The following is a 25,650-nucleotide window of genomic DNA, read 5'->3' on the forward strand; positions in this document are numbered from 1 at the left end:
CGCGCTCGGCCTCCGCCGACCCGCGGCGCTCATGGTTTCCCGGAGCCGCGGGGCGAGGGCTCGGTGGGCGTCGGTGACTCCGGCGCGCGCTCGGGCGGGGTGGGCGTGGTGATCGCCCACAGGTCGTGATCGGCGCGGCGGCCGGTGGCGTCGACCGAGCAGCGCAGCCGCCCCTCGTGCGCCATGCCGACCCGGGCGGCGATCTCGGCGGCGGCGCGATCGCCCGGCGCGATGGTGGTCGCGACCCGGCACAGTCCGAGCGGGCCGAACGCGAGGGTGAGCAGCGCCCTGGTGGCCGCGACCCGGACGTGCGCCGGGTGCGCCGGATCGACCCAGACGAACATGCGGGCGTTGCGATCGAACATGTCCCGATCGAACAGCCTTGCCTCCCCGGCATATACCCCGTCCACCTCGACCGCGAGCACCAGTCCGCCCGGTGCGCGCAATCCCGCCCTGGTGCGCAGGTACTCGCGCAACCACCGGGACCAGGTGTGCTGTGCGGCCCAGGCCGGTTCGGCGCTCGCCGCGTCCGGGTCAAGGACGGTGCGGCCGCGCGCTCGTGCGGCCCGCCAGCCTCGCCAGTCGGTGGGCCTGCGGGTGCGGATGACCACCTCGGGATGGTCCGGGTCGGCGAGCCGGATCGGCGGCGGCGTGCCGAGCGGGTCGAACAGGTGCACCGCCCGCCCCGCGTAGAAGCGCGCTCCCGCGAGGACCATGGCGAGCTTGGGCACGGCCAGCGGCACCGGATCGACCGGCTCGGGCAGCGCCGCGGCATCGGGCCGATCGTGGCGCGCGAGCCAGTGCCCGGCGAACCCGTCCGGCGGGCGATCGGCCACGGTGACGGCCCAGAGTTCGTGGTCGCGCCGCGCCCCGCCCACATCGAAGTACCTGCCCATCAACGCTTCTCTGCGGAAACCGACGCCGGCGGCGCCGTGCGCGGCGGCGAGGTTGGCCGGTGAGATCGGCGCGGTGACCCGCCGCAGGCCGAGCCTGGTGAAACCGTGGTCGAGCAGCATGGCCGCGGCCAATCCGCCGATACCGTGCCTGGCCACCGTGGCGTCCACCCAGATGCCCATTTCCGCGGTGCCGGTCGCGGGGTCGATGGTGCCGAGCTCGATCTGACCCGCGAACCGGCCGTCGACCTCGATCACGGTGGCCAACCTGCGCCCCGCCCGCGCCTCGGCGCGGATCATGAGACATTCACGCACCCAATGAGCCGCGCTGTGCCGCGCGTCCCAGTCCAGCGCCGAGCTGTACCAGAACGGCTCGATGTGGCGCCGGTCGCGCAGGCGGATGTGCCGCCAGAGCGGGTAGTCGGCGAGCCGGGGCGGGCGTAGCACCACCGTGCCCGCACGCAGCGGTACCGGCCCGAGTCTGCTGCGCGCCAGCGATTTCGGTCGGGTCATGGCCGCTACTCGCGCGGCCGCTGTTTACCCAAGGACATGGTCTTGAGGGCGCCTTCGGTGGAGATGGACACCCGCCAGTATGTCCCGGACGCGTCCTTGAGCACGAGACCTCCTTCCCTGTGCTCGGAGAGCCAGGTTCCGCTGCCGAGCACGGCCGCGCGCACCGAGCCGTCGGCGGACTGCGTTTGCAAGACGTCCGCATCGCTGCGGCCCGCCTTGATCACGACCGTGCCGGTGAGCGCGGGCGTCTGCATGCCGGTGCGCCCCAGCACGTGCCAGCGGTCGGGGAACACCGCCGGATTGAGATCGTCGGCCGCGGTGGAGATCAGGTTCACCGCGGTGCCCTCGGGGCAGCCCGCCGGATCGATCCGCAGTTCAGTGGGTGGGCGGTCCAGATCCTTGTCGAATTGCACGTTGGCCAGATAGGGCTGGCGGCAATAGATCAGGTCGAGCCCGATCCGGCGCGCCGCGACCTTGCAGTTGATCATGCCGAACTGCGCGGGCCCGCCCCGCTCGGCGTGCCCGATGGACAGCGCGACCTCGGCGCCCTCGAACCAGACGTTGGTCAGCCACCAGTCGTTGGCCGCGCCGTCGACGAGGATGTGCCGATCGGTGGTGCGCGGATCGGCGTCGGAGACGAATTCGACGTTGGTGAGCGCCAATCCGGCGTTGTGGTCGTTGCCGGTGCCGAGCACGCCGACGAAGTTGCTGGTGAGTTTGGACGAGGTGACGTAGTTCTGGATGCAGGACGTGACGATGCCGTAGCCGAAATTGTTGATGTCGCAGTTGACGAACGAGGTGCCGCCGGTGTTGTCCTCGAGCACCACACCGCGCTGCGCCAGATAGCGTGGATGGTTGTCGCTGAGGTGATTGCCGCGGATCACCACCGAATCGAACGAGCACCGGAAACACTCGGACAGCACCACGCCGGTCGCCTTGGGCCCGGCCAGATAGAACCCGATCCGGGCGAAGCGCACCCGGTTGCGCCGCCGTAGGTGGATGAGCGTGGTGTCGGTTTCGCAACTGATCACCGTCACGTCGGCGCCGTCGCCGAGAACCGTGGCGTAGTCGCCCATTTCGGGCCACGCGGTCACCCGGTAGTGCCCCGCGGGCAGATACATGACGAGCGGTTTGTCGGTGACGGCGGCCGCGGCCGCGATGGCCGCCGTGTCGTCGGCGACGCCGTCGCCGACCGCGCCGAAGTCGCGCACATTGCGGGCCGCCGGCATGTCGGTGACGTGCGGGGAGCGGAATTCGACCGTCGGCGGCCGCGCCTCCGGGGTGCTGGTGCACGCGGCGAGCACCGGCACCGCGCCTGCCGCCCCGAATGCCGCGGCCAGCATGCGTCGCCGGCCAACCACGTCCTCGGTCATGACCCTGCCTCGCCAACGCTGGGATCCGTCATGCGGCCCGCTCATCGCCGCAGCCGCTCGCGGAGCCGCCGCAACCGGTTGCCCGGCTTGCTGTACGCTACCGCGCCGGTCAGCTTGTTGTCGCCGAAAGTGGCCAGCGCACCGCGCAATTGCGGGCCGGTGAGGTCGCCGAGCGGGACGACGGCGATGGTCTGCCCGCACAGCGGTGCGAGCGCGATGGCGTCGGCGGCCCGGGTCACCGGCGCGGTCTGCACGACGAGGTGATCGTATTCGGTGCGCAGCTTCGCCACGAGCGCGCCGAACCGGTCCGCGGCGAGCAGGTCGGGCGTGCGCTCGTCGGCCGCACCGAGCGGCAGCACGGTGACACCGGTTCCCGGCAACGCGGTGAGCGCGTCGTGCACCGGGACGCCGTCGCGAAGCACCTCGGCCAGGCCCGGTTTCGCCTCGGGCACGGCCGCGTAGCCGCCGTGGCCGGAGGTGTCCGCGTCGATCAGCAGCACGCTGTTGCCGGTGTCGGCGAACGACTTCGCCAGGGCGGCCGCGACTTCCGGTTCGGACCGGGCCGAAAGGCTGGTGAACTGCACTCCGGCAGTGTCGCTTTCGCGCAGCAGCCGGGTACGCAGTCTGCGGGTCTCGTCGGGCGCGCCGGGCCGTCCCGCGTCGATGATGCCCAGAATCGGCACGGGCAGCAGTGCTTCGAGATCGTTGGACGTGCGCAGGGTGCGATCGGTGCGGTCGCGGACGAAGGCGCCCGCGCAGCCGAGCGCGAGCCCGGCGAGCATGCCGAGCAGCAGCAGCCGTTTCGTCTGCGGCCCGCTCGGCGCCGTCGGCAGCTCGGCCCGATCGACGACCGCCACCCGCGCCGCGGGCGCCGCGTCGCGCTCGATCGTCTCCAATTCGTCGATGAGCCGCCGGAATTGGGCCACCACCGAGTTGGCGAGGTCGCGCGCGCCCTCGGCGGTGCCCGCCTCGACGGTGATCACCAGGTTGGTGGTCGCGGGCGGGGAGAACGCCTTGATCTTGCTCTGCACCTCGCCGACCGACAACGGTAGCCCGAGGTCGTCGATGACGCGCTTGGCGACGGTCGCGCTGGTCGCCAGGTCCAGATACGAGCGGACCCGCTGCTGGGCGGCCAACCCGCCCTGGTACGAGTCGTTGACCGAGGTGCCGGTCGCCATCGACACGTACATGCTGCTCGCGGCGACGTAGGTGGTCGGAAGCGTACTCGCGTAGCCGCCCGCCGCCGCTAGGCACAGCACCACCGCCGTGACGATGATGACCCAGCGGCGGCGCGCGATACGCCAATAGTCGATCAATCCCATGGGGTGGACGCTTTCTCTGCGGTAGGGACAGCCCCGACAAGGTCGGGTCGCGCCGCGCGCGGCGCGACCGGTGTGGCCCGGCGCCGGTACTCACGCACCAGCAGCGAGATGAGCCACGCGAACACGGCCGCCTGGAGAAACTTGCCGAGATTCTCCATGCTGCCGAGGATGCCGCGTTCGAACAGCGCGGAGGCGCCGGTCATGGCCAGTCCGAGGACCACGATCGGAAACAAGCGTGCATGCAGCGCTCTGGCCCAGGCGATCAGCAGCGCGAAGGTGAACACCGCGCACACGAGCACCCCGGCGTAGCCGCCGAGCACATAGCCCTCGTTGACGTTGCCTTCGGCCAGCGACACCGAGACCTTGGTCATGTCGACCGAGGCGCCGCGCACGTCCTGTGCCCACGCGGTGCCGGACTGGAACTTCTGGGTGCCGAGCAACTGGCTGGGTACCAGGCTGGTCACGGCGTGGCGCAGTGCCTCGGCCGGTGTGAGCCATCCCCCCGGCCCGTGGAAACGGGCGTCGGTGGCGGCCTCGAGCAGATCGAACCGGCGCAGGATGCTGAGGAACGGCTGTACCAGTGGCGGATACCCCGAATCGATCACCGCCGCTTCGGCTTTGGCGACCTCGGTTTGTTTCAGCGACTGCAGCCAGCCGAAGCCGCCGATGCCGAGCACGCCGATGGCCGCGACGGAGACCGCCTTGGTCCTGGTCCAGCCGAGCAGGGCGAAGCGGATGGCGATGGCCAGCGCCGCCCCGATGATGGGCGTCTTGGATTCGACCACCGCCGTCCAGGCCAGCTCGCCGAGCAGCAGGCCACCGATGATGAGCGCGGTCGATCTGGGCCGGGCCGGCCGAATGAAGATGATCAGCCCGAGCGCGGCGATGGTGGCGAGAATGGCGACGAAGGACAGAATCGGGTTGGCGCTGTCGACATCGCCCGCGCCGCCGATGGATCCGGTGGCGACCGATGCGGCCCGGCCCGACAACCCGACCCCGTACATGGCGGCGAGGATGGGCACGAAGTCGGGATCGGTGGTCAGTGCCGGTGGGGCGGGTGGCGGTTGACGGCGGGCCCAGAGCGCGTACCCGACAACGAGTCCCGCGTAGATCCAGAGTCCGAACACGACGTGCTCGAGCACCAGTGCGATGCCACGGTCGTAGCCGAACTCGGCCAGGCGCGGGTCCGGCACGTTGTCGCCGTAGTGCGGCTCCGGCTGCACCCGCAGCAGCACCAGCGGTCGGGCCAGGTAGGACAGCGACCAGAAGGCCGCCTGCGCGATCAGGAACACCCGGGCCACACCGGGAATCGCGGTGGCCGCGACCACGATCGTGAGCAGGGCGAGGGCGATCAGCAGCACCTCGGTGGTGGCGCTCACGGCGCGGGCTCAGGCGATCGCATCGATGATCTCCCTGGCCCGGTCGACGTAGCGATGGTTACCGCCGACGATCCGCTGATGGCCGGCCGCGGCCACCGCGGCGGCTTTCTCGGGGTGTGCGGCGCACCAGTCGATGATCTCGCGCAGTTCGGCGGTATCGGAGAACAGGAAACACTCGCTGGTGTCGTGCAGCAGCTCGGCGTGCTCCTCGGTGCGTTCGCCGACGAAAAGCCCACCGGCCGCGGGCACTTCGAAGGTGCGGCAGGTATGGGTGTCGCGGTTGTCGGAGTTCAGCAGGACCAGGTTCGCGGTGACGCTCGCGACGATCTCGGAGTACCGCTGGCCGTACACGGCGCCGCCGACCACCGCACCCGTGGTGCGCAATTCGGGCACGCGGCGCCAGCCGGGTCCGCGCACCAGCATTCGGTCCCCGTGTCTGCGGGCGAGCGCGACCAGGTCGGCGCGGCGATCGGGTCGGCACACGCCGATGAAACCGACGAGGAACTGCCCCATGCCGCGGCGTGCGGTGCGATGATGCCAGGCCGGATCGTAGGCGCTGCGCACGAAGACGACGCCGCGGGCGCCGCGGGCGCGCAGCTCCGCGACATTGTGCCGCTTAGTGGTCAGCACATGATCCCATTCATGTTCGTGCGCAAGGTATTCCGCGCTGATGTTGGCCGGGTTCGCGACATCGTCCGGGCTGTAGTGCACGTGCAGCGGCGCGGGCAGGTCGAGCAGCCTGCGCTGGTCGAGATGAATGCCCTTGAACACGAAGACCAGATCCGGCCGCAGCGCCGCGGCGACGCGGTCGATCTCCTCGTGCAGCGCGGCCACCGACCACGGTGCCCGCCGATCGCTGAACTTCGCATAGATCCACGGCGGAGAAAGCCTGCGCGGCAAGGTGACCCGTGTGGTATCGAGGACGACCACGTCGTGTCCGGCCTGCCGGAAGCCGTCGGCGAGCGAGCGTGCGTTGCTGCCGACCCAGTCGTCACCGAGGTAGAGAATTCTCATGCCCCGCCCTCCTCCCGCATCAGCACAATCGCGGGTCCCTCGGCCGGTGTTACCCGCTCGCGGTGGATGAGGTTGCGCACGCGGAGCAGATACCAGGCGGCGACGGTGAATTCGACCACGACGGTGCCGTACACCAGCGTCCATACCGAGTGCGTACGGAACGCGATGGCCAGCGCGGTGGCCGCCACCGCGGTGCCGAGCACGGCGCCGATCAGCACGCCGGTGGTGTCCTGGCGCACCGGCAGCACGGCCGTGGTGACGAACGAGGTGATCGCGGTGGCGGGCAGCACGAAGGTCTCCACCCGCAACAGGGCGATGGCGGCGGTGAAGTCCTTGCCGAACACCAGGTGGATCAGCGTCGGCGCGGCCAGCCACACCGCGGCGGCGGCGACCGTCGCGGTGCAGACGCAGGCCAGCAGCGCCTGCACGGCATGGCGCCAGAAGTTGTCGTCGGCGCTCTTGCGGGCCATCCGCGGCAGCAGCGCGAAACCGATGGGATCCAAGGTGGATTGGATCGCGCGGACCAGCCGGTCCCCGGCCGAGTAGAGGCCGAGCGACACCGCGTCCAGCACCGCCGAGTACACCGCCGCCGCGCCCTGCCCGTAGGACGTCACCAATAGCCGGGACGTGAAAACCGGCGCACCGGTACGTAACACGGTTCGGACGCCGCGTGGGCGGGACGGTCTTCCGAAGGTGCGCAACGAATCCCACCAGGTCAACGCGACGGTCGGCACCGAGGACACGAGCAGGCACAGCAACGCGACCTGCGCGCTCGGTACCCGGGGGAGCACCGCGACGAGCAGGGCGAGGTATCCGATGCGTCCGACGGCCTGGTAGGAGGTCGACGCGCCGAAGCGGCCCTGGCCGATGAGCAGCCAGTCCTCCGACACCGACCAGAAGCCGCCCGCGAACAACCCGAGCAGGATCATCTCCACGTGCTCGGGCGCGCCGACGGCGTAGCTGAGCGCCAACGCGGCGCCGAGTACACCGAGCGTGCCGGTGCGGATCGCCAGATAGTCGCCGCGCAGCTGGTTGACGCGCCGGAATCGGTCCGCGCCGAGCTCGTCGGCGTGCGCGTCGTGCACCCGCGCGGCGAGGTAGGAGGTGATGCCGAGGTCGACGAGCAGCGAACCGATGAAGTACGCGGACATGCCGATCGCCAGCAGGCCGAGCCCGTGCGTGCCGAGCACCCGGGCGATCAGCGGCACGGTGACGATGGTGACGACGTACTGCCCGTACTTGCCGAAGCTCACGTAGCCGATATCGCGGACGATCGAGAGAAAATTATGGCGCTGTCGTGGATTTCGGCGGTGCGTGCCGCCGTCGGATGGCTGGTCGGGGGCGTTCGGTGCGGCGTGCTCAGCCATACGTGGTTCGCTCCGGGGGAGTGGGGGTGCCCGCGGCGTCGTTGCGTTGTGCGAGGTCGGTGAGGAAGACGGCGACCGAACGCGCCGTCGTGGTGAGGTCGAAATCCGCGGCACGCAGGCGTCCCGCGTCCGCGAGACGGGTGCGCAGCGCCGGATCGGCGATCAGGGCGTCCAGTGCCGCGGTGAGCTGTGCATCGGACCCGCCCGGGACGAGCAGACCGTCGATGCCGGGTGTGATGATCTCCTCGGGACCACCCGGCGCGGCGGCGATTACGGCACAGCCTGCCTGCATGCCCTCCACGATCACCTGGCCGAAGGGCTCGGGCAGCACCGAGCAGTGCACGAGAATGTCTGTGTCGCGCAGATATTCGCTCGGATCGTCGACGTGCCCGGTGAACGTCACCGAGATGGCGAGGTCCGCGGCGAGGCGTTCCAGCTCGGCACGGTAGGGCTGCTCGTCGAAGAAGGTGCCGCCGATCAGGTACACACGACGTGGCCGGGTCGCGGTCGCCGCCAGCGCGCGCAGCAGCACGTCCTGCCCCTTCCACGGGGCGAGCCTGCCGAGCACGGTCACCACCGTCTCGGTGGGCGGGCGTTGCGGGTGCCGCGCGGTGCCGGTGCGGTGTGCGACGCCGGGATAAGCGACCAGGGCGGGCTTGCGTCCGGTCGGCAAGGTGGCGAGGGTGGCGCGGCTGTTGGCGAGATAGCCGGCGCAGCAGAGCCGGGCGAGCACGCGCAGCACCAGCGTGGGCAGGCGGCCGAAGTAGTCGGCTGCGATCCGGTCGTGCACCTGCCAGACCAGCGGGATGCGCGCGCGGCGCGCGGCGACGATGCCCATCACCAGCGCCTTGCTGCTCTCCGCGACCAGAACGTCCGCGCCGATGCGCCGGGCGGTGCCGCCGACGGTCCAGCCGAGCCGCAGCAGCGCGGCGAACCCGGTGACGAGCCGCCGCGCTCCCGCGCCGATGGTCATCGCCCGGCTCTCGAAACGGCCGCGCGGCAGCAGGGTTTCGATGCCGTGGGCGCGCGTGCGCGCGACCATCGGTCCGTCCTCCGTGTAAGCCATCGCGATATCCGGTTGTCCCAGGTCGTGCAGCGCGGAGAGCAACCGCAGGGTCGCCAGCTCGGCGCCGGAGGGCGCCGCGGTGTGGGTGAGGAACAGGGCCCTGGTCATCGGCCGAGGTCCCGATAGAGCGCGAGATGATGGCGCGCGGTGGCGTCCCAGGAGAACGTCTCGGCGTGCGCCCGGCATCGGCGCGGGGTCGGCAGGTCGCCGTGCAACGCGGCGACCAAGCGCGCGGCGAGCGCCTCGGCGTCGCGGGCGGGCACGATCAGCGACGGGTCGAGGCCGCGCACCGAATCCGGAAGTCCACCACAGTCGGTGACGATGGGCGCGCGTCCCACCGCGAGCGATTCGAGCGCGATCAACCCGAAACCCTCCAGCGCGCTGGTCGGCACGACGGTGCAGGCCGCCTGTGCGTACAGCTCGCTCAGGCTTCGGTCGTCGACGTGCCCGGCGAACTCGACCGTGTCAGCCAGAGCTGCTGCGGCAGTACGGAGTTCGGCTTCGGCGGTGCCGGTGCCGACGATCACTAGCCGGGCGTTCGGATGGTCTGCGAGGACGGCGGGCCACGCGCGCAACAGCGTGTCGATGCCCATGCGCCGTTCGAGCCTGCGCACGCAGAGCACCGTGCGTGTCGCGGTGTCGGCGGGGAGCGGAACCGGCCGGAAACGGTCGAGGTCGACGCCGGGCGCGATGACCGCGATGCGGTCCGCGCGAACCCGGTAGTCGGTTTCGAGTACCTCGCGAAAGTGGTTGGACAGCACCACGAATCGGTCCGCGCCGAGGTAGCGCAGCCGCTCGAGCAGATACTTGGCGCGCACTGCGGCGCGCTGCTGCCCGGTCATCCGGCTTTCCGCCGCCCACGGGCCGTGGAAGTGGACGACCAGTGGCAACCGGCCGCGCCGATGCAGGGCGACCGGTCCGTAGAGGCAGAAGTGGCGATCCAGCACCGTGCCGGGCGCCAGGCCGGCGCGGTCGAGCAGCGCGGTGCGGGCCCGGCGCAGCGTGGAACCTCCTGTGCCGCCCCAGGTTCGGGCACCGCGCAGGTCCGGCATCAGCGTGCCGAACGCCGACGCGGAGACCGCGAGTTCCGGCCTGCGGGCCAGCGCGTGGAACAGGTCGGTGAAGTATCGATTGAGCCCACCGGGTGCGGACGCGAACCACTCCGATCCGGTCATGTGCACCCGAACTATCCCGGTATTGCCCGTCACCCATGCCCCCTACTGGCGGTGATGGCGGGACGAGTCGCTGATGGTGAACTCGCCTCTCCCGCAAGAGTCTAGGGGACCGGCGGTCCTGCGCGCCCCCAGTCGGCGAGCAACAATCGGTCAACCCAGATCGAACAGATTCGGCTGCCCGGCCCGGAACCGCGCGGCGTCCATCTGCCGCAGCGGTTCGAACGCCGGTATCGCGTCCCTGGTGAACAGCTGGGCGCGCGGTGCGGGCGAGCCCGCGGCCTCGAGCAGGGCGTTGACGGCGGTGCGCCCGGCCTCGTCGGCGCCCTCCATGGTGGCCAGGTCGAAATTGGTCTGCACGTAGTCGGCGGCCAGGAACAGGTTGGGGATCTCGGTGTGCGCGGTGGGCCGCGCTGCCCACGAGCCGATGGTGTTGACCAGCAACGGCTCGTCGTTGTGGTTCTGCCCGTCCTGCCAGCTGATGCCGGGATCGAGTAGCCAGTCCCGCACGATGCCCTCCTTCAACTGGATCCGGCCGTCGTCGTTGAGCGCCGCGGTGAGCTGGGCCCAGGTTTCCTGGTAGATCTCGGTGCGGGTGCAGTGCTTGGCCGACTTGCCGAACAGGATGCCGGGGGTGTCCCAGTCGGCGATGTCGATGGTGAGACCGTCGACGATCTGGCCGTCGCCGTACTTCGCCGCATAGTCGACGTCCCAGAACGCGCGCTGGGAGTACGAGGTCAGCCGCCACGGGGCGTCGAGATAGATGTTGTAGCCCGCGCCGAGCTCGAGCTTCTCGCTGACGAACATCTGCATGCCGTTCATCCAGTCGACGTCGAGCTCGTCCATCCGCGCCAAACTCGGGGCCAGGCCGCGCATTTCGGGGGACCACAGTTGGCGGGCACGATCGGTCGGCACGGCGCAGACATACCAGTCGGCTCGGTGCACCGCGGTCGAGCCGTCCGGCTTGCGGATCCGTACGCCGCCGATCTCGCCGCTCGCCACCTCGAACCCGTCGAGCGCGTGACCGGGCAGGAAGCGCACGCCGAGCACACGAAGCAACGAGATCCACGGGTCCAGCCACGCCTCGTTGGTGGGGCCGTTGAGTACCTGGTAGACCTTCTGGCCGCCGGCGAGCTCCTGCAGCAGGGCGAGGAAGAATGCCTCCATCATGTTGCCCATCGTGCGGGTGCTCGCGACGTACTCCTTCGCCGCCACCAGCGCGCGCGTCAAACCCGTTGCGGCCAGGGCCTGGAACTGCGCGGACCGCTGCGCCGCGCCGACGTAGTCCCACCAGCTGAGGTGCTCCCACTGTCCGAACCGGCGTTCGTCGCTGGAAGTGAGATAGGTGACGACCCGCCCCGCCATGTGGATCGCCTCGGGCAACGGGATGAGGTTGTTCTTCAGGATCGCCTCGACCAGGATGCGCTGCAACCCTTCCGGGGTCAGTGCTTGGCGCGGATCGAAGTAGAAGCCGAACATCAGCGGGAAGCCGTCGGGGAGATTGCCCGCCCTCGGATATCGGGGATCGTTGACCGAGAACGGAATCAGGTTGTCGTAGACGGTGTTACGGCTTCCCGGCAGGGGAATGCGGCGCATCGTGTCGTGCACGTGGTGATAGAACGAGGTGAATCCGCGTGCGCCGTGCTCGCCCGGTAGCGGGGCACGGCCGCCGACTCCGGTGCCCGGCAGCGGGATGGTGCGGGACTTCCCGCCGAGTTCCTTGCGGTCGAAGACAGTCACCTCGAATCCGCGCTCGGCCAATTCGTGTGCCGCGGTGAGTCCGCCGATCCCGGCGCCGAGCACCGCGACCGTATTGCGCGCCGGTCCGTTCCGTCGGCGTGGTTCCCGTGCGGCCGCGGTGCCCGCGGTCGCCGCCAACCCCGCCGCACCGGCCAGCCCTGCCGCGCCACGCAGGACCGAACGTCTGCTGACCGCACTGTTCCGTTGAGGTGTCACTGCCCGACCCCTTCGCAAAACTGACTATTCTGATAGTCATCTTTAGCAGATGCACGCGCCCGATGGGAGACAATGCTCGGATGACGACGCGGAGCGAGCGGTGACCGGTACGCCGAGACAGCGCAGGCCGGTGCGGCCGTACGGGGGTGTCGGCGCGGCCGACCGTGTGGCGGCGCGCCGGGAAAAACTGCTGGCAGCGGGCTTGGAACTGTTCGGAACCCGGGGCTACTCGGCCACCGGCGTGAAGGATCTGTGCCGCGGTGCGGGGCTCACCGATCGGTACTTCTATGAATCCTTCGGCAGTACCGCCGAATTGTTCGCCGCGGTGTTCGATCAGGTGATCGACGAGCTGTTCGCGGCGGTGGCCGTCGCGGTGGACGCGGCGCCCGCCACCGGGACCCGCAAACTGCGGGCAGGCATCGGCACCTATCTCACCGCCCTGGCCGTGGACGCGCGCAAACTGCGAATCGTGTTCGTCGAGCCTGCGGGCGCCGGGGCCGAACAGCGGATGCGCGAGGCGCTGTGGCGCTTCGCCAGGCTGGTGGCCACGACCGCGACCACCGCGCGACCGGAGGCCGACCTACCCGCCGAGCTCGTGGACATCTACGCCCTTTCGGTGGTCGGCATGCTCGAGCGGGTGCTCGTCGAGAAGGAGGGCGGACGGCTGGCTGTGCCGATGGACGAACTCGTCGACTACTGCACGGCGTTCGCCGCGGCGTCGCTGGCCGCGCTCTACGCGGGGCGGATGAGCAAACAGGCCGGTCGGCCCGAATGATGTTCCCGCGCAAGCGATTGTGTCGGATAGGGGATTTGCCGGTAACTCTCGCCTACGGTGGCCGCGATGCATCGCGTGGGGTAAATTTCACAACGAGTTCGTGCTCGGCACGGGCCGACCCGGCAGGGGGCTGGCGGGAGGATATGCACAGTGGGGACCGAAGGTTCCGCGGCCGAGCGCGGCGAGCTTGCCGAAGGCAATATTCGCGTGCTGGTCGAGAACGGCGAGTACTGGCTGCGAAACCGCGGCGACATCGCGATGATGGCGGTGACGGTCGAACGACTGCGCGCCAGGTGGCCGCGTGCCCGCATCGGGGTGCTCACCCATCAGCCCGGCATCCTGCGCGCGTTGTTGCCCACCGCGGAGCCGCTATGCGGCCCGGATTGGCACTGGCCGAGCGACGGCTGGTCGGCACGGCTATCCCGCAGGGCAGCAACGAAACTGGGCGGCCCGGCGGCATTGCGCTGGCGGGCCGCCACCGACGGACCGAAGGACCGGCTGCGCGCGCTGCGCTCGGCGGCCAAGCGCCGCGCCGACGGCCCAGGCATCACCGAACACGTCACGGTGCCCGAGCACAGCACCTTCCCGGTCGAGATACCCGCCGCGGTCGAGCAGGCGTCGCTGGTGCTCGCGCTCGGCGGGGGCTACATGACCGACGTCGACCGCTATCAGGCGCACCGCACCCTGAATCTGCTGGAATACGCCCGCACCCGTGGCATTCCGACCGCGCTCGTCGGTCAGGGCCTGGGGCCGCTGCACGACCCGGCGCTGCTACGCCGGGCGGGCGAGGTGCTGCCCGGCGTGGATTTCGTGGCGTTGCGGGAGCGGCGGCGCGGCCCGGAGCTGTTGTCGCGCATGGGTGTTGCGCCTGAACGGGTGCTGGTCACCGGGGACGACGCGGTGGAATTCGCCTACCGGTTGCGCCAGGCCAGGATCGGCGCGGATATCGGGCTGTGCCTGCGCGTGGCCGACTACTCGCCCGTCGGCGCGCTCGCGCGGGCCACCCTCGGGCGGGTGGTGCGCGCGTGCGCGGCCGAGCACCGGGCCGGGGTCGTGCCGCTGATTATCTCCGAATACGCCTCCGAGGATCGGCTTTCCACACTGCCGCTGATGGCGGGTGCCGAGATCGCGCGGCCCGCGGTCGGCCGGGGCGGCACGCCACAGGACGTCGCCCGGCAGGTCTCGGGGTGCCGGGTGCTCGTCACCAGTGCCTATCACCTCGCGGTGTTCGCGCTGTCGCAGGGCATTCCGGCGGTCGGCATCACCGCGTCGGAGTACTACGACGACAAGTTCCACGGGCTGGCCCAGATGTTCGGCGCCGGTCTGCGGATCGTGCACCTGAACGACGCCGATCTGGAATCGAGCCTGACCGAGGCGGTGTCGCGGTCATGGGATGACGCGCCGGTCGTGCGGGAAGCATTGCAGCGCAAGGCGATAGAACAGATCGATGCCAGCAGAGCCGGGCTCGAACGGGTGTTCCGGCTGGTGGACAGCGGCCCGGTCCGTCCGGGCCATCAGCTAGGGGGATGACGCATGGTCAGCCTGTCGGTATGTGTTCCGGCCTACAACTCCGCGCGCACGCTCGCCACGACGCTGCGTTCGGTGCTCGACCAGGACGTGGACTTCGAGCTCGTGGTGCTGGACAACGCCAGCACCGACGACACCGATGCGATCGCGCACTCCTTCGCCGACCCGCGAATCCGTTTGCTGCACAACGACGCCGTGCTGCCGATCGGGGACAACTGGAACAAGGCGATCCGCGCGTGCCGCGGTGAGCTGGTGAAGGTGGTCTGCGCCGACGACGTGCTGCGCCCCGGCGCGCTGGCCGCACAGCTGGCGGTGATGACCGAGGATCCCGGCATCGCGATCTCGTCCAGCCGGTTCGAGGTGATCGACGAGGACGGCGCGGTGCTCGAGACCGGGCTCGGATTGCCGGGACTGCTCGGCAGGCAGAGCGCCCGGGCGCTGGCGCGAGCCATCGTCCGGCGTGGGCCCGCCGATTTCGGCCCGACGGCGGCGGCGATGTTCTATCGCAAGCATTTCGACTCGGTCGGCGGCCTGCGCGGGGATCTGGTCTTCCCGATGGACGTGGACCTGTTCGCCCGGGTCTGCTCGTTCGGCGCGTTCTTCGGGATGGCCGAAATCCTTGCCGCCTGGCGTAATTCGTCGTTCAACCTGTGCAGCCGCACCTCGACGGTGAGCAAGCTGACCGACATGTACCGCTTCCATCACCGCATCGCAGGCGACTACCCGGACCTGGTGAGTCGCGGTGATGTGCTCGCCGGTGACACCCGGCTGGCTCGAGCGGCGTTGTACCGCTTGCGCGTTCGCACCGTGGCCACGGTGCGCAACCGCCCGGATCTGCTCGTCTGACCGGGATGTGGCGCTTTGGGGCGCCACACCGTCCGACGCTCAGATGGTCCAGAGCCGCCCGTAGGTGATCACGGTGTCGCCACTGGCGCTGACCACCTTGACGAACGGCCGGATGGTGGTCTGCCCGATCACGCCGGTCACTGTGCCGTGGAAGCCGGACATCCGGAGAAAGCCCGACGTGCCGGAGATATCGCCGCCCGCGCACTCGACCGTCTTGATACCGGGGCCGAAGCCCACCTCGATCTCGACGCCCGCGCGGGGAATCAGGCCGTCGAGTTTGAGGATGCCGCCGTCACCGCCGCCGAGGTCGAGCCCGAGTCCGGGCGTCGAGTACCCGAACTTCAACCGTCCGGTGAGTGTCGCGGGATAGCCGACCTGGTATCCGATGGTGATATGCCCGTTCCAGTCCTCGGCGTGCGGCCCGGCGATCTTGAACGACGCCTCGCCGTTGTGGAACCACTCGCGCGTCAACGGGTTTCCGTCCAGCGGCGGTACGAAGTCGATGCGGGTATCGGACTGGATCGCCTCGATCGACCGATCCTTCTGATCGACGATCTGGTTGGAGCTGTCCACGACCGCGCCCGCGGCGCCCGCGCCGAAGATCAGGCCGGCGGTGACGGCGGTGGTGAACGCGAGCAGGCGCAGATCTCGGCCGCGCTGCCCGGTGAAGTTCCTCATCTGGTGTATCCCCTTCTGCACGCACCAGGCCGAGCGTGAGGTGTTCGCTCGGCGGCCGCTCCCCGGCACGCGGGAGCAACGAAACGCGTCCGTCCATAGGGCGCTCAGGTGCTCGGTAATCGAATTGTCAGATCAAACGCGTGGCGGAAACCGGCAGCAAAGCCATTGGCGGACAACGAATCCGGGGCATGTCAGCGGCCTCCCGCGGTGGGCTCCGCCGGGTCGTCGACGATCCAGCGACCGTCGAGTTGCGGGTAGCGGGCCCTGACCTCGGGTAGGAGGTCGGGCAGGGTCAGCAGCACGCGATCCGGGCGGGCGGCGACGAGTTCGGCCGGTGCGATGATCGGCACGTCGGTGCCCGGCATGCGCCTGCCCTGCTTGGCCGCGGAGGCGTCGGCGACGCCCGCGATCAGCCCGCGGTGCACGCCGGCCAGACTGAACACGGCGACCGCCCGCGACGCCGCGCCGTAGGCATAGACCCGATCGCCCTGTGCGGCATAACGTTCGAGCCGGCACCGCAGCGTCGCGACGTGCGCGCCGGCCGCGTGCTGCAACCCGCTGATCGCGGCGGGTGTGGTGGATGCGGCTTCCCGTGCGCGCAGTTCCCGCACCGCGTGGTCGGGCGGATGGTCGCCGTGCCGCGCGGCGGCGAGCACCGTGCCGCCGTAGAGCTCGAATCGCCATGCGGTCACCAGGCTCATCCCGGCGGCGCGCAGCAGCCGTTGCGCCGCGGCCAGCGAGTAATAGGCGAAGTGACCGTGTCGCAGCGCGTTCCACTGCCGCGCGGCGACAATCGTGGCCAGCGTGTGGAATTGAATGAGCAGCACCCCGTCCGGTGCGGTCGCGGCGGCCCGCGCCGCGAAGGCGGCGCGCTGATCCGGCTCGTGCATGAGGCCGAAACAGTCGAGCACCACGTCGGCGGGACCGTCGGCGGGGGAGTAGCCGCGCGCGGTGAGCCACGGGAGCCAGGTGCCGCCGTGCGGGCTGCCGAACTCGCGCACGGTGCCGCCGCGCAGCAGCCCCGCCGCCGCGACCCGGTGCACGGCATCGGCCGCTTGCGCGCGCAGCGCCGCCGGTTCGATGCCGCGCGGCTCAGCGGTGTCGGTATCGTCCTCGGCGAGCTGCGCGAGCCCACAGCGGGCGCACAGCCGCATCCGCAGCGGATGCGCCGACTCGCCTGGACCGACCGGAGTGTCGGCAGGCGGGAAGAAGTCGGCCGCGGGCACGGTGCCCAGATCGAGCACGGTGCTCAGCGCGGTGTCGTGGCAGCCCCGGCACGTCGGCTCGAGCAGGGGCTGGGCGCGGCGCTGTGCCGGCGCGTCCCGGCTAGGTTGCGGGGACATGGGCGGTGCCGGTCGGTATCCGGCGCATCGTCGCGTCCAGCACCCCGGACTTGTGCAGCCGCTCCAGCTGCGGCAGCCGGGTGAACCGCTGGAAGAAGTCGTCGTAGGTGAGACCGCGCGCGGTGTACTCCCGGTACAGCTCGTCCGCACCCGCCTGCACGGTCCACCGGGCCCGAAAACCGATGGCGGAGCGGGCCGCCGAGAAATCGACGCGGTAGGAGCGCGGGTCGGCGCCGCTCTCGCCGGTGATGGTCAACCGCGAGCCGGGCACCGCCTCGACCACTGTCTTGGCGATATCGGCGACGGTGAGGTTGTTCGCCTCGATGCCGATGTTGAAGGCCCGGCACTGGATCGCGCTGAGCGGTGCGGTCAGGCAGTTGGCGAACGCCGACGCGATATCGCGGGCGTGCACCAGCGGCCGCCACGGGGTGCCGTCGGAGAGCACCTTCACCTCGCCGGTGAGGGTGGCGTAGCCGACCAGATTGTTCAGCACGATGTCGGCGCGCAACCGCGGCGAGAAGCCGAATGCCGTGGCATTGCGCAGAAATACCGGCGCGAAACCGGAATCGGCCAGCGCCGCGACGTCGTCCTCGACCCGAACCTTGCTCTCCGCGTAGGGTGTGATCGGACGCAGCGGTGCGTCCTCGGTGACCAGATCCGCGCCCGCCGCGCCGTACACCGAACAGGTCGAGGCGTAGAGGAAGCGGCGCACGCCCGCCTCCTTGGCCAGGCGGGCCAGCCGGACCGAGGCTTGATGGTTGACGGCATAGGTGATCTCGGGCGCCAAGGCGCCGAGCGGATCGTTCGACAAGGCGGCCAGGTGGATCACCGCGTCGAACCCGCGCAGCTGCTCGACGGTCACATCGCGCAGGTCCACCGCGAGGCCGGGCGGATCGCCGGGCAGTTCGCCGAGCACGCAGTCGGCGAACAGGCCCGAGTCGAGCCCGATCACCTCGTGCCCGTCGGCGCGCAGTACCGGCACCATGACCGTGCCGAGATATCCCTGGTGTCCGGTGAGCAACACCCGCATGGCTAGGAACCTCCGAAATCGATGACGGCCTTGTCGAGTACGAACGCCTCGGCGTGCGCGGCACGGCACTGCACGCCGCGCAGCCGGGTCAGGCCGGTGAATGCCTGTTGGTCGAACCAGTCCCGATGTGTTTGGGACGGATAATGTTTCAGCAGCAGGGTCGCCTTCTCCACGGCCAGTTCGGTGCTGAGCCGATGGAAGCAGACCGGGGCCGGTGTGTCGCCGTCCCACTTGAGGATCTCGTAGCCGAGCACCAGCTGGTCCCGGAACTCGGTGGGTACCAGTTCGGCCAGCAGCCGATGGTCCTGGTGCGCGTCGCCGCGGTGCGGCGCGAAGACCAGGTCCGGGTCGGTGCTGCCGCGAAACCAGCTGAGCTCGTTCTTGATTCGATCCCAGTGCGCCGGTGCGCGCCCGTCCGGCACGTCGAGCACAGCGAGGTGCACCTCGGCGCCGGGACAGAACGCCGCCAGTGCGCGGTGCTCCTCGGTGGCCCGCTCGGTGTCGGCGCCGGAGAGGACCAGGGCGCGTACCCGCAGCCCGGGATGGGCGCGCGCGAGCGTCAGCAGTGTCGCGCCCATCCCGATCGCGATGTCGTCGCAGTGCGCGCCGAGCACCGCGATCTCGCGGACCGTGCCGACCGCGAGTTGGATCACACTCGCTCCCAGACCATCCACGGCCGCCTACCGCGGCGGTAGCCCTGGTCGAGCTCGGCGCGCTCCTTGAAGGTGTCGGCCGGCTTCCAGAAGCCGAGATGCTGGTAGCCGAACAGGCGGCCCTGGCCGGCCAGCGTCGCGCACGCGTCGGCGACCAGATCGCCGCCGGGCGGCAGCAAGTCGAAGATCTCCTGGGTGAGCACGAAGTAGCCGCCGTTCTCCCACAACGGCATTCGTGACACCGGCATGATCTCTTTGACCTCGCCGGTCGGCTTCATGTCGACGCAGTGGAACGAGGACTGCGGCGGCACCACCATCATCGAGGCGGCCGCGCCCGAACGGGTGAACCGCGCGACCATGTCGTCCAGTGGCGCGTCGGTGAGCACGTCGGCGTAGTTGGCCAGGAACCGTTCGTCGTCGCCGAGATGTTCGCGCACCCTGCGCAGCCGCTCGCCGATCGCGGACTCCAGGCCGGTGTCGACGAAGGTGATCTGCCAGTCGCTGATATCGGAGCTCAGCATTTCGACCTGGCCGTCGCGGATGACGAAATCGTTGGACACCGATTCTTGATAGGTCAGGAAGAAATTCTTGATGTGCTGGGCGCCGTAGCCGAGGCACAGGATGAACTCGGTGTGGCCGTAGTGCGCGTAATAGCGCATCACGTGCCAGAGCAGCGGGCGCGGACCGACCAGTTGCATCGGTTTGGGAATCATGTCGTCGGTGCTATCGCGCATCCGCATGCCGTAGCCGCCGCAGAACAGCACAACTTTCATCGTGCTCCCCTCCCTGTCATTTCGGAGTTGGGTGTGGTGCGCACGTCGTTGTGGCCGGTGAGGTCGGCACGGTGCAGTGCCGGTAGCGGGTACACCAATTCGGCGCCCCACGAAGCGATATGCCGCAACTGCTCGGTGAGTTCGGCCTCGAGGTTCCATGGCAACACGAGCACGACGTCGGGGCGATCGAGGTCGATCCGCTCCGGTGGATGGATCGGAATCCGGGTGCCAGGGGTGAATCGACCGTGTTTGTACGGGTTGCGGTCGACGGTGTACTCGAGCAGGTCGGCACGGATGCCGCAGTAGTTCAGCAGCGTGTTGCCCTTGCCCGGCGCGCCGTAGCCGACCACCCGCTTGCCCGCGGCGCGCTGGTCGAGCAGGAACCGCAATAGCTCGTGCCGGACCGCCTCGGTGCGCGGCCGGAGTCGGCGATAGCCCTCGACCCGGTGCAGTTCGGCATGCTGTTCCAGGCGCAGGACCTCGGCGACGCGGCGGCTCGGCGTTGCGGCCACCGTGGTCGGCCGGGCCCACACGCGCAGCGAACCACCGTGGGAGGCCAGCAGTTCCACGTCGACCACCGCCAGGCCAGCGGTCGCGAGGGCGCGCTGGGCCGAGTGCAGCGTGTAGTACTGGAAATGCTCGTGGTAGATGGTGTCGAACTGGCCGAGCCGCAACAGGTTCAGCGCGTGATGCACCTCGATGGACAGCCAGCCGTCGTCGGCGAGCAGTAGGCGCAGCGCGCTGGTGAACCCGCGTAGATCGGGCACATGGGCGTAGACGTTGTTGGCGACGACCAGATCGGCGGGCCGGTGCTCGGCGCGCACCCGGGCCGCGGATTCCTCGTCGAGGAAGGCGGTTTCGGTGGGCACGCCCGCCGCGCGGGCGGCGTCGCCGACGTTCACAGACGGCTCGATGCCGAGGCAGGGCACGCCGGCCGCGACCAGGTGACGCAGCAGATAGCCGTCGTTGCTCGCCACCTCGACCACGAACGAGTCGGCGCCGAGGTCGAGCCGGTCGATCGCCTCGCCGACGAAGGTGCGGGCGTGGCGCACCCAGCTGTCGGAGAACGAGGAGAAATAGGCGTACTCGGTGAAGGTGTCCTCCGGCGTGATCAATGCCGGAATCTGCAATAGCATGCACTCCGCACACAACCGGAGGTGTAGCGGGTAAGTTGATTCCGGGAGATCGAGTTCGGCTGCGGCGAGGAACTTTTCACACGGAGGTGTCGCACCGAGATCCAGCACGCTCGTCAATCGCTCGGAACCACACAGACGACATAGCACGAAGCCCACCTTTGCCAAGAGTCGAATAACCGGCACATTGTCGGCGCACCCCAGACGTCGACCCGATCCAGTGAGACGTTACAACGAAAGTCCCGCGTGGGGTTGGCGAAATCGACTGAGCAGGAAGTAATTTCCGGTACTTTTCGACCGGTTTCCCGGGGTAGCTTCCTGGCGGCTATCCGGGGGCTTGGTGGTTTCGCCCGGGTGGGATGAATTCGCTTGTGGGTAGCGAAGGTTCGTGACCTGCACCCTTGGTTACGAGCGCGCGTCAGTAAACGTGGGCGAAATACCGACCGCCCCTTTGTCGGCTACTCCGTGGAACACTTTGCGGCCCTGTTGATTCGACATGTGAAACGGATTGTGTTCTGTAACAATCGGCAACTGACGGCCGAATGACGGGACATCCGCGACGGCCGGGATCGTGCAGCGGGGACCGATCAGTGCGGATCGGGGGGCTTTCTTCTTCTCTCCCAGGGGGAGGTGCGTGTTCATGAGCTACGAGCTCACCGACGACGACGATCTGCGGCTTCGTCGATCGCCGCACGGCCTGCCGCGTTCCGATCGGGAACGGTGGCAGGCCGAGTATGTAAGACGCCTGGCGACAACCGATTTCGGCGTGATCGTGGTCGCGATGCTGCTGGCTCAGATCATCCGGTTCGGCGGGCCCGCCGCGCCTCCGCTGGCCTGGCATCTGCCGTACGAGGTCGGGTACACGGTGGTCTCGGGGGTACTCGCGCTCACCTGGGCGGTGTTCCTCGCGGTGGGCAGCACTCGCTCGCCGCAGGTGGTCGGCAGCGGCGGCGAGGAATATCGCCGGCTGGTCGCGGCCACGCTGCGGTTGTTCGGAGTGCTCGCGATCCTGTCGCTGGTGTTCCAGATCGAGTTCGCCCGTGGCTATTTGGCGATCGCGCTGCCGCTCGGCCTGTTCGGGCTGATGCTCAGCCGATGGCTGTGGCGGATCCACGCGCGCCGGTTGCGCGGGCGCGGGGAATACCGCACCTCGGTGCTCGTGGTCGGCTGTGCGGAGGCGGCTCAGGCGATGGCCAATGCCTTCGCCGCCGACCCGGCATCGGGGTACCGGGTGGTCGGTGTGTGCATTCCGGACGGGCTCGACGGGATCACCGAGTATCTGCGCGGTCCGTCGGATCATCTGTTCTCGGTCGTCGGCGACGACCGTACGGTACTCGACGCGGTACGCCGCACCGGGGCCGACACGGTCGCGGTCACCGCGACCGACCACCTGAGTCCGGTCGAATTGCGTCGGATGGCATGGGAACTCGACCCGCTCGGCGTCGAGTTGATCGTCGCGCCCGGCGTGGTCGATATCGCGGGTACCCGGCTGACCAATCGGTTCGTGGCCGGTGTGCCGATGTTGCACATCGCGAAACCGCAATACGATCGCGCGAAGTCGACCGGCAAGGCGGTCTTCGACGTGCTGTTCGCGGCGGCGGTGTTGCTCGCCATCGCGCCGACCATGGTGGCGATCGCGCTCGCGGTGAAACTGACGAGTCCGGGCCCGGTGTTCTATCTGTCGGAGCGAATCGGGCGGGGCGGCAAGCCGTTCCGGATGATCAAGTTCCGTAGCATGTATGTGGCGGCGGACACGGCCGTGGACGCGCTCATCGCGCGCAACGGTGGCAATCCGGTCTTCTTCAAGATGAAGGACGATCCGCGGATCACCCCGGTTGGCAAGGTGCTGCGCAAGTTCAGCCTCGACGAGCTGCCGCAGTTCTTCAACGTGCTGCGCGGGGAGATGAGCGTGGTCGGGCCGCGCCCGCAGGTGCAGCGCGAGGTCGACAGCTATGACGGCGAGATGCGGCGCAGGCTGCTCGTGAAGCCGGGCGTGACCGGGTTGTGGCAGGTCAGCGGTCGATCCGATCTGTCGCTGGAAGACTCTGTGCGGCTGGATCTGTCGTACGTCGAGAACTGGTCGATGGTGCTCGATCTGCTGCTCATCGCGCGCACGATCGGCGCGGTCACCCGCGGCGCGGGCGCGTACTGACCGGGGCCTCGAAGAGGGGCCGGTCTACTGCGCGGCAGGAAACTCCGCGGCCAGCTCCTGGAACAGTGCGGTGTTCATGGCGAACGCGCGGCGTCCCTCGTCGAGCACCCGGCGGCGTTCCAGGTCGTCGAGCGGCAATCGATCCAGCAGGCCGCGGTACTCGCGCTTGAACGCCGCCGGGTTGCCGACGCCGTCGAAGACGTAGAAGCGGACGCCGTCGCCGCGGTGGGGCAGGTCCCACAGCTTCTCGGCGGTGCCGCGGATGACCTGCCCGCCGGAGAGATCGCCGAGGTAGCGGGTGTAGTGGTGGGCGATGTAGCCCGCGGGCCAGTCACGCGCGCACTCGTCGATGCGCGCGGCGTAGGCGGCGGTCGCGGGCAGCGGGGTCAGGTCGGCGCGCCACCGCGGACCGATCAGATGCGCCAGATCGCGTTCGAGTGCCGCGGTGCGGGCGAGCTCCGGGCGGATGAACGGGCCTGCGATCGCATCGTCGGCGAGGGTGTCCCACCGAGCCTCCAGCGCGCGATAGACGAACCAGAGCTGGCCGGTATAGCGGTGATACGAGTCGACGCCGAGCGCGCCGCCGAGCATGTCGGTCAGGAACCGGGAGTTCTCCGCGTCCGCGTGCTGGCGCGCGGTGGCACTACGGATCTGCGTCGAGAACGGTGTCGCTTCCGACATGACCGCACCACCTCACTTCGGCACCTGGCATTCCAGGTTTGGGTACCCTAATTCGGTACGACCATACCGGTTTTTCCGGTGGGATGCGGGCGCTTACCTCACTGAGTGGGCGCGGGCCTGCGCCAGCGACCGCCGGGCCGGATGCGCCGGATGGTCGGACGGCGCAACGAGCCGAAGCGGCGCAGGATGCGCGGTCGCCGCACCGTGCGGTCGAACCACTCGCCGAGCGTGACGCCGGCTGCCAAGGCGCAACCGATGCCGAAGGCCGCGAGCAATTGGTTTGCCCCGGTCGCGAGTTGATCGTTGAGCACGGCGTTGAGTCCGCGGTACAGCTTGAGACCCGGCAACAGCGGCGTGATGCCCGCGACCGCGACGACCAGTGGGGGAGTCAGCGCCCGGCGGGCCATCAGGCCACCGGCCATGCCGATCACCGTCGCGGCCGCGCCGGAGGCGAGCACCGGACCGAACCCGGCCTGCTGCACGAGCAGAAAGCAGATCGTGCCCGCCGCACCGCTGCCCGCCGCCGCGGTGAGCGCGCGCCTCTCCGCGTAGCAGGCGAGCGCGAACGCCAGGGCGGCGACGGCACCGGCGATGATCTTGATCGGCAGGTCGGTGAAGTCAGGGCCCGGCGTCAGCTGGATCTGTGGCACGGTGGCGCCGATGGTGTCGCCGACGCGCAAGGCCAGCGCGATGCCCGCGATGATGCCGCCGGTCATCATCAGCACCTCGAGCATGCGTGCGGTCGAGGTGATCGGCGCGCCCGTTATGCCGTCCTGTACCGCGCCGACCAGTTGCAATCCACTGAGCAGCACGGTGATTCCGGCCGCGATGATCAGGGACGGGTCTACCTCGATGCCGAGCGGCTCGGCGAGTGTTGCCAGCACGATGGCCGGGGTCGCCGCGATCGCGCCGCCGACCATGTGCTGGAAGAAGAACGGCAGACCGTACCGATTGAGCACCCGGTTCATCCGGTCGATCGCCAGCGTGGTGCCGAAACTGACGGTGGCGACGACGATTCCGCCGCCGAGCAGCGCGGCGATCGCGGCCGCCAGCAGCGACCAGCCGAAGGTAGCCACCCAGCGGTTGTAGGGGTGCGGCGCGGAGGTGATCGCGTCCAGCGCGGCCCGCGCGTCGGCGGGGGCGACCACCTCGTTGCGGATGCGCCTGGTCAGCCGGTCGACCGCCGCGAGCCGGGTGAAGTCGAGCGAGCGGTAGTGCACGATGCGCATGGTGCTCGCGGGCGGCAGCAGGGGGCCGCGGTCGGCGGAGATCCTGATCGCGTCGTAGGTGACATCGACGTGGCAACGCGCCAAACCGTAGGTGGCAGCGATGAATTGGACCTGTGTGGTGGTATCGATGACACCGGTGCCCGAGGCCATGACCACCTCGCCCACCCGCACGGCGAGATCGAGTACCTCGGCCACGCGCGCGTCGTCGCTGAGGTCGATCGGCTGCAGCGGCGCGGGCGCGGCCACGATGGTGTCGGCGATGGCCTGCCGATCGGCCACCAGGCGGCCGACCGCCTGACTCACCACCGCCAGACGTCGCCCGCGCCGGAACAGTCGGCGTCGACCGAGATGATCGACCCGCGTCTGCGTGCTGTCGCCTCCCGGGAGCGTGTCTGATGCCATGCACGCGAACGTAGTCACCTCTCGCAGCCCTTCGCATCCGGGCTGGCACATGACCTCCCTCACGGCGTGTCGCCTACCCGGGCCCGTGGCCGCTGTCGAGGTCGTCACCCCGTTCGAGGAGACGCACGACGGCAAGAATGCGATGACCGTGCGCGATCCGGACGGCCGGATCGTGGCTGGAGGCGCCGGTGTAATTCGGGTGCCGGAGCGGGCGCGGGTGGCGGTCTCGCTCCGTGCGCGCAAATGGCTCGTTCGGGTGGCGGCCGGGGTGACCAGGGTCACTCTTTGATCTTGATGGGGGGCGGAAGTTGTGCTGACCTGGGTGTTTTCCGTGCATGATGCGATGGTCGACCGGAAATTCGGATGTTTTGTG

The 25,650-nt window shown here is 69.5% G+C and carries 22 protein-coding genes; 5 read left to right on the forward strand and 17 right to left on the reverse strand.

Annotated elements, in window-relative coordinates; translation table 11 throughout:
* Positions 1-29: 29 nt before the first annotated feature.
* From F5X71_RS16050 to F5X71_RS16090, 9 genes are all read right to left on the reverse strand, one after another.
* Complete coding sequence (locus F5X71_RS16050) at positions 30-1,406, reverse strand: GNAT family N-acetyltransferase (protein ID WP_167462691.1); 1,377 nt, start codon at positions 1,404-1,406, stop codon at positions 30-32.
* Positions 1,407-1,411: 5 nt separating this feature from the next.
* On the reverse strand, positions 1,412-2,779 hold the full coding sequence (locus F5X71_RS16055) for a right-handed parallel beta-helix repeat-containing protein (RefSeq protein ID WP_167462692.1): 1,368 nt from the start codon (positions 2,777-2,779) through the stop codon (positions 1,412-1,414).
* A 41-nt stretch (positions 2,780-2,820) separates the two neighbouring features.
* The gene (locus tag F5X71_RS16060) at positions 2,821-4,101 is read right to left on the reverse strand and encodes a protein tyrosine kinase (RefSeq protein WP_167462693.1); all 1,281 of its coding nucleotides are present in this window, start codon (positions 4,099-4,101) and stop codon (positions 2,821-2,823) included.
* Positions 4,092-5,480, reverse strand: a complete 1,389-nt coding sequence (locus F5X71_RS16065; RefSeq protein WP_167462694.1) for a hypothetical protein — start codon at positions 5,478-5,480, stop codon at positions 4,092-4,094. Before F5X71_RS16065 ends, F5X71_RS16060 begins: the two co-directional genes overlap by 10 nt.
* Positions 5,481-5,489: 9 nt before the next feature.
* Positions 5,490-6,494 carry a CgeB family protein gene (locus F5X71_RS16070; protein ID WP_167462695.1) on the reverse strand — a complete coding sequence of 335 codons (1,005 nt, stop codon included), beginning with the start codon at positions 6,492-6,494 and terminating at the stop codon, positions 5,490-5,492.
* Entirely contained in the window at positions 6,491-7,861 is a 1,371-nt protein-coding gene (locus F5X71_RS16075; protein WP_238815923.1) for an oligosaccharide flippase family protein, read from the reverse strand. Before F5X71_RS16075 ends, F5X71_RS16070 begins: the two co-directional genes overlap by 4 nt.
* Positions 7,854-9,035 (reverse strand): glycosyltransferase family 4 protein, encoded by a 1,182-nt coding sequence (locus F5X71_RS16080; protein WP_167462696.1) that lies wholly within the window; start codon positions 9,033-9,035, stop codon positions 7,854-7,856. Before F5X71_RS16080 ends, F5X71_RS16075 begins: the two co-directional genes overlap by 8 nt.
* Positions 9,032-10,102, reverse strand: coding sequence for a glycosyltransferase family 4 protein (locus F5X71_RS16085; RefSeq protein ID WP_167466502.1), 1,071 nt, complete (start codon positions 10,100-10,102; stop codon positions 9,032-9,034). The genes F5X71_RS16080 and F5X71_RS16085 overlap by 4 nt, the downstream gene beginning before the upstream one ends.
* A gap of 150 nt (positions 10,103-10,252) precedes the next feature.
* Entirely contained in the window at positions 10,253-12,055 is a 1,803-nt protein-coding gene (locus tag F5X71_RS16090; protein WP_238815924.1) for a hydroxysqualene dehydroxylase, read from the reverse strand.
* A 100-nt stretch (positions 12,056-12,155) separates the two neighbouring features.
* Here F5X71_RS16090 and F5X71_RS16095 point away from each other — a divergent pair, with 100 nt between their 5' ends.
* From F5X71_RS16095 to F5X71_RS16105, 3 genes are all read left to right on the forward strand, one after another.
* Positions 12,156-12,830, forward strand: coding sequence for a TetR/AcrR family transcriptional regulator (locus F5X71_RS16095; RefSeq protein ID WP_167462697.1), 675 nt, complete (start codon positions 12,156-12,158; stop codon positions 12,828-12,830).
* Between the two features lie 150 nt (positions 12,831-12,980).
* Positions 12,981-14,360 carry a polysaccharide pyruvyl transferase family protein gene (locus F5X71_RS16100; protein ID WP_167462698.1) on the forward strand — a complete coding sequence of 460 codons (1,380 nt, stop codon included), beginning with the start codon at positions 12,981-12,983 and terminating at the stop codon, positions 14,358-14,360.
* Between the two features lie 3 nt (positions 14,361-14,363).
* Entirely contained in the window at positions 14,364-15,203 is an 840-nt protein-coding gene (locus F5X71_RS16105) for a glycosyltransferase family 2 protein (RefSeq protein ID WP_167462699.1), read from the forward strand.
* Positions 15,204-15,242: 39 nt separating this feature from the next.
* Here the strand turns inward: F5X71_RS16105 and F5X71_RS16110 are convergent, their stop codons facing one another.
* From F5X71_RS16110 to F5X71_RS16135, 6 genes are all read right to left on the reverse strand, one after another.
* Positions 15,243-15,881, reverse strand: coding sequence for an MspA family porin (locus F5X71_RS16110; RefSeq protein WP_238815925.1), 639 nt, complete (start codon positions 15,879-15,881; stop codon positions 15,243-15,245).
* A gap of 191 nt (positions 15,882-16,072) precedes the next feature.
* Positions 16,073-17,224: a class I SAM-dependent methyltransferase gene (locus tag F5X71_RS16115; protein WP_167462700.1), complete on the reverse strand. Its 1,152-nt coding sequence runs from the start codon at positions 17,222-17,224 to the stop codon at positions 16,073-16,075.
* Positions 17,208-18,254 (reverse strand): NAD-dependent epimerase/dehydratase family protein, encoded by a 1,047-nt coding sequence (locus F5X71_RS16120; protein WP_167462701.1) that lies wholly within the window; start codon positions 18,252-18,254, stop codon positions 17,208-17,210. The genes F5X71_RS16115 and F5X71_RS16120 overlap by 17 nt, the downstream gene beginning before the upstream one ends.
* A 2-nt stretch (positions 18,255-18,256) precedes the next feature.
* Positions 18,257-18,907, reverse strand: coding sequence for a PIG-L deacetylase family protein (locus F5X71_RS16125; protein ID WP_167462702.1), 651 nt, complete (start codon positions 18,905-18,907; stop codon positions 18,257-18,259).
* On the reverse strand, positions 18,904-19,680 hold the full coding sequence (locus F5X71_RS16130) for a sugar phosphate nucleotidyltransferase (RefSeq protein ID WP_167462703.1): 777 nt from the start codon (positions 19,678-19,680) through the stop codon (positions 18,904-18,906). The genes F5X71_RS16125 and F5X71_RS16130 overlap by 4 nt, the downstream gene beginning before the upstream one ends.
* Entirely contained in the window at positions 19,677-20,963 is a 1,287-nt protein-coding gene (locus F5X71_RS16135) for a class I SAM-dependent methyltransferase (protein ID WP_167462704.1), read from the reverse strand. Before F5X71_RS16135 ends, F5X71_RS16130 begins: the two co-directional genes overlap by 4 nt.
* Positions 20,964-21,453: 490 nt before the next feature.
* Between F5X71_RS16135 and F5X71_RS16140 the strand changes: the two genes are divergently transcribed.
* Positions 21,454-22,965: a sugar transferase gene (locus F5X71_RS16140; protein ID WP_167462705.1), complete on the forward strand. Its 1,512-nt coding sequence runs from the start codon at positions 21,454-21,456 to the stop codon at positions 22,963-22,965.
* Between the two features lie 24 nt (positions 22,966-22,989).
* Here F5X71_RS16140 and F5X71_RS16145 read toward each other — a convergent pair whose 3' ends face one another.
* Positions 22,990-23,646: a heme oxygenase (biliverdin-producing) gene (locus F5X71_RS16145; RefSeq protein ID WP_167462706.1), complete on the reverse strand. Its 657-nt coding sequence runs from the start codon at positions 23,644-23,646 to the stop codon at positions 22,990-22,992.
* 98 nt (positions 23,647-23,744) lie between these two features.
* Positions 23,745-25,277 carry a threonine/serine ThrE exporter family protein gene (locus F5X71_RS16150; RefSeq protein WP_428981473.1) on the reverse strand — a complete coding sequence of 511 codons (1,533 nt, stop codon included), beginning with the start codon at positions 25,275-25,277 and terminating at the stop codon, positions 23,745-23,747.
* An 85-nt stretch (positions 25,278-25,362) separates the two neighbouring features.
* Between F5X71_RS16150 and F5X71_RS37740 the strand changes: the two genes are divergently transcribed.
* Positions 25,363-25,566: a hypothetical protein gene (locus tag F5X71_RS37740; RefSeq protein WP_203218307.1), complete on the forward strand. Its 204-nt coding sequence runs from the start codon at positions 25,363-25,365 to the stop codon at positions 25,564-25,566.
* The last annotated feature ends 84 nt before the right edge of the window (positions 25,567-25,650 follow it).

Origin of the sequence: Nocardia brasiliensis (assembly GCF_011801125.1) — a bacterium.
In the GTDB taxonomy this organism is placed as follows: domain Bacteria; phylum Actinomycetota; class Actinomycetes; order Mycobacteriales; family Mycobacteriaceae; genus Nocardia; species Nocardia brasiliensis_C.